Raw genomic sequence first — 3,920 nt, forward strand, 5'->3', positions numbered from 1 at the left:
ACCCTTGAAGGCCCTCCAAGTCAACGCGGGGGCCGGGCATTATTCGGGCCTGCGCAAATTTGTCAGATTTTCCCTCAGCTTTTCAGGAATTTGCAATGTCAGATAAGATATTTGCGTCAGGCCCGGTATTGGGCTTTGACCTGATTGACATTTTTGAGTAAACCTCCTTGGTCCGAGAGCGCGCGGCCGATTTCCGAGTCTGTGCGCCATCACTGTTTCCAAGGAGCTCCCCCGCATGGACGAGAACAAGCCCAACAGCCAGAACGAGACCCCAGTCAATCCCGGCGTCGTCGAGCAGCTTGAGCAGATCAAGAAGGCCGTGCCCGACACCTCCCAGCGCCTGTTCGACTTTCTGGCTTCGAACCTGAAGCCCATCGCCGTGGGCTGCGGCATCATCATCCTCGCCGTGGCCGCCTATTCCGGCGTGAACCACTGGCGCAAGGGGCAGGCGGCCAAGGCCGCCGACAGCCTCGGCGTCATCCTCATCGAAAAGACCGAACCCGAGGCCCGCATCCAGGCGCTGGAGGCCTTTCTGAAGGACTCTCCGTCCAGCCTGAAGCCCACGGTCCTGCTGGAGCTGGCCGCCGCCGCCATGATCGGCAAGCAGTACGACAAGGCCGTGAGCGCCTGGACCGAGCTTGAGGGTTCCTCCTCGCCGGACCTGAAGGCCATGGCCGCCATCGGCCACGCCAAGAGCCTCATCATGGCCGAGAAGCCCAAGGAGGCCCTGACCCTGCTTGAGAACGCGAAGGCCAAGGCCCCGGAGGCCTACGCCAACGCCATCACCCGGCAGATGGCCGTGGCCGCAGAGGCCGCGGGAGACACCCAGGCCGCCAGCGCCGCCTACGCCGAACTGGCGAACAAGGCCGAAGGCTCCGGCAAGCCCTACTTCGAATTCAAGGCCAACCAGCTCAAGCCCAAGAGCTAGAACAAGGACAGGAACACATGGCGCATCCTCTTCTGGCAGGCGCTCCCGGCTCCACGCACCTGTTCCTCGGCAACGAGGCCATCGTGCGCGGCGCCATTGAGGCCGGCATCCAGTTCGTCAGCTGCTATCCGGGCACCCCGTCTTCCGAGGTGCCGGACACCTTCTTCCGCCTCTCGCCCGAGGGAAGCTACACCTTCGAGTACTCCGTGAACGAGAAGGTGGCCCTTGAGGTCGCGGGCGGCGCCACCCTGGCGGGCGCGCTGTCCATGGTGACCATGAAGCACGTGGGCGTGAACGTGGCCGCAGACCCCCTGCTGACCCTGACCTACGTGGGCAGCCCGGGCGGCTTCATGCTGCTCTCCGCCGACGACCCCGGCTGCCACTCCAGCCAGAACGAGCAGGACAACCGCATTTACGCGCGCATCGCCGGCATGCCCTGCCTGGAGCCCGCCACGGCCCAGGAAGCCAAGGACATGACCCGTGAGGCGCTTACCATGTCGCGTTCCCTCGGCGCGCCGGTGCTCTTGCGCACCACCACCCGCGTGAACCACCTGCGCGGCCCGGTGACGCTTTCCGAGCCCACGGTGCTGCCCGCGCCCGCCGGGTTCCAGAAGAATCCGTCGAAATTCGTGCCCATTCCGGCCTTTGCCCGGCCCATGCACCTGCGCCTGCTGGAGACCCTGGAGAAGGCCCGCGCCCTGGCCGAAACCTCGCCCTACAACGTGGTCTCCGGCTCCGGCAGCGTGGGCGTCATCGCCTCGGGCATCAGCCGCGCCTACCTGGCCGACGCCCTGACCGAGGCCGACCTGGCCGGACAGAACGTGAAGGTGCTGGACCTGGGCTTCAGCTATCCCCTGCCGGAGCGGCTCATCACCACCTTCATGCACGGGCTTTCCACCCTGCTGATTCTGGAGGAACTGGAGCCGGTGCTGGAGAACGAGATTCGCGCCCTGGCGCAGAAGCTCGGCATGCGCCTGACCATCCTGGGCAAAGTTCCCGGCCCCATGCCTCGCTTCGGCGAATTCGACGTGGCCATGGTGGCGAGCGCCCTGCGCGAGGTGCTGGGCCTGCCCGCGCCCGCGCAGCTCGCCTGCTCCTGCGGCACGGACCCCGTGGTGGCCCTGCCCAACCGCCCGCCCAACCTCTGCGCCGGGTGCCCGCACCGCGCCACCTACGTGGCCGTGCGCAAGGTCTTCGGCGATACGGCCGTGTACTCGTCCGACATCGGCTGCTACACGCTCGGCATCCTGCCGCCGCTCAAGGCCGCGGACTTTCTGCTCTGCATGGGTTCGAGCATCAGCGCGGGCTGCGGCGCGGCCAAGGCCGCCGGGCAGACGGTCGTCGGCTTCATCGGCGATTCCACCTTCTTCCACTCCGGCATCACCGGCCTGGTGAACGCGGTGTTCAACCGCCACGACATCCTTGTGGTCATCCTGGACAACCGCACCACGGCCATGACCGGGCACCAGCCCAACCCAGGCGTGGACAAGACCACCCTGGGCGACAACCCGTCCATGGTGGCCATCGAGCCCCTGGTGCGCGGCATCGGCATTGAGCACATCCGCACGGTGAACCCGCTGAACCAGAAGGCCACCTTGAAGGCCATAGAGGAGCTCAAGGCCCTGTCCGGCGTGCGCGTGCTCATCGCGGTGGAGCCCTGCCCGCTCTTCGCCCGGCGCGCCTACGGCGTGAAGCGCACCCAGGTGGCCTACGTCGCCGCCGACTGCGCCGAAGCGGCCAAGGACGGCTCCTGCGGCGACTGCCTGAACACCCTGGCCTGCCCGGCCTTCTATCTGGAGGACGGCAAGATGGCCATCGACCCCATCCTGTGCGCAGGCTGCATGCTCTGCCTCCAGGTCTGCAAGAACATCAAGGCCCGCAAGGGAGACGCCAAATGAGCACCCCGAACAACACCCGGTTGCGCATCTTCATGACCGGCGTCGGCGGCCAGGGAACCCTCACCGCCACTACGCTGCTGGCCCGCGCGGCGCTGGCCGCCGGCCTGCCCGTCACCTCCGGCGAGATCCACGGCATGGCCCAGCGCGGCGGCGTGGTCGAGTCCACCCTCTTGATCGGCTACAAGAGCCCCAAGATCGGCCATGGCGAGGCGGACATCCTGCTGGGCTTCGAGCCTCTGGAGACCCTGCGCGCCCTGCCCTACCTGAAGCCCGGCGGGCTGGTGCTCTCCAGCACCGAGTGCCTGGCGCCGCTCTCCGTGGCCACCGGCAAGGAGACCGCTCCCAGCGTGGAGGAGATCCGCGCCAAGATCACCGCGCGCTGCGCCACGGCCTGCTTCCTGCCCTGCCGCACCCTGGGCCTTCAGGCCGGGGCCGTGCAGAGCGGCAACATCGCGCTGTTGGGCGCCCTGTGCGCGCTCGGCGTGCTGCCCTTTGGCCGCGAGGTGGTGGAAGAGACCATCCGCGCCACCATGAAGCCCAAGGTGGCCGAGATAAACCTGAAAGCCCTGAACCTGGGCGCGGCCTGCCCCGCCTAGAGCCCACGCGCAGCAAGGACAGCGAACCTCATGCCGAAAACTGAAGCCCACGCCAGCGCCCCAGAAGGCAGCCTCATCGCCCTGCGCAGCATATTGCGCGAGCTTTCCCCCGGCGCCCCGCTGGAGGAAAGCCTGGGCGGCCTGCTCAAGGTGCTTTCCAAGCAGATGGGCTACCTGCGCGTGTTCCTGGTCATCATGGACCCGGAATCCGAAAGCCTGCGCCTTTCCCTGGCGCACAGCCCCACGCGCTCCATCCCCGTCACCTATACCCCCGGCCAGGGCGTCGTTGGCCAGGTGTACGAGACGGGCAAGGCCATCATCATCCCCAAACTCTCTGAAAACAGCGAGTTCCTGAACAAGGCCTTTGGCCGCTCCCCGGAGGAGCTGCAGACCCTGGCCTTTGTCAGCGTGCCCGTGACCATCACCCGCCACGGGGTGAACGAGGTGCTCGGGGCGCTCTCCGCCGACCTGCCCATCATGCCCGAGGCGGAGCTGGCG

At 67.1% G+C, this 3,920-nt stretch carries 4 protein-coding genes; all 4 read left to right on the forward strand.

Translation table 11 applies throughout. The features are described 5' to 3' along the window. The first annotated feature begins 235 nt into the window (after positions 1–235). Positions 236–928 (forward strand): tetratricopeptide repeat protein, encoded by a 693-nt coding sequence (locus tag VN419_RS13660; protein WP_325647769.1) that lies wholly within the window; start codon positions 236–238, stop codon positions 926–928. Positions 929–945: 17 nt separating this feature from the next. Continuing rightward, positions 946–2,826 (forward strand): indolepyruvate ferredoxin oxidoreductase subunit alpha, encoded by a 1,881-nt coding sequence (iorA, locus tag VN419_RS13665; RefSeq protein WP_325647770.1) that lies wholly within the window; start codon positions 946–948, stop codon positions 2,824–2,826. Then, positions 2,823–3,422, forward strand: a complete 600-nt coding sequence (locus VN419_RS13670) for an indolepyruvate oxidoreductase subunit beta (RefSeq protein WP_325647771.1) — start codon at positions 2,823–2,825, stop codon at positions 3,420–3,422. The genes iorA and VN419_RS13670 overlap by 4 nt, the downstream gene beginning before the upstream one ends. 30 nt (positions 3,423–3,452) lie before the next feature. After that, the coding region (locus tag VN419_RS13675; RefSeq protein ID WP_325647772.1) for a GAF domain-containing protein at positions 3,453–3,920 on the forward strand (468 nt) is incomplete at its 3' end.

Origin of the sequence: Humidesulfovibrio sp., from assembly GCF_035560995.1 — a bacterium.
Lineage (GTDB): Bacteria > Desulfobacterota > Desulfovibrionia > Desulfovibrionales > Desulfovibrionaceae > Humidesulfovibrio.

Excerpts from the sequence above, each read along its gene's own strand:
- iorA (WP_325647770.1), top strand. The coding sequence starts at position 946 with ATGGCGCATCCTCTTCTGGCAGGCGCTCCCGGCTCCACGCACCTGTTC.
- VN419_RS13670 (WP_325647771.1), top strand. The coding sequence starts at position 2,823 with ATGAGCACCCCGAACAACACCCGGTTGCGCATCTTCATGACCGGCGTC.
- VN419_RS13660 (WP_325647769.1), top strand. The coding sequence starts at position 236 with ATGGACGAGAACAAGCCCAACAGCCAGAACGAGACCCCAGTCAATCCC.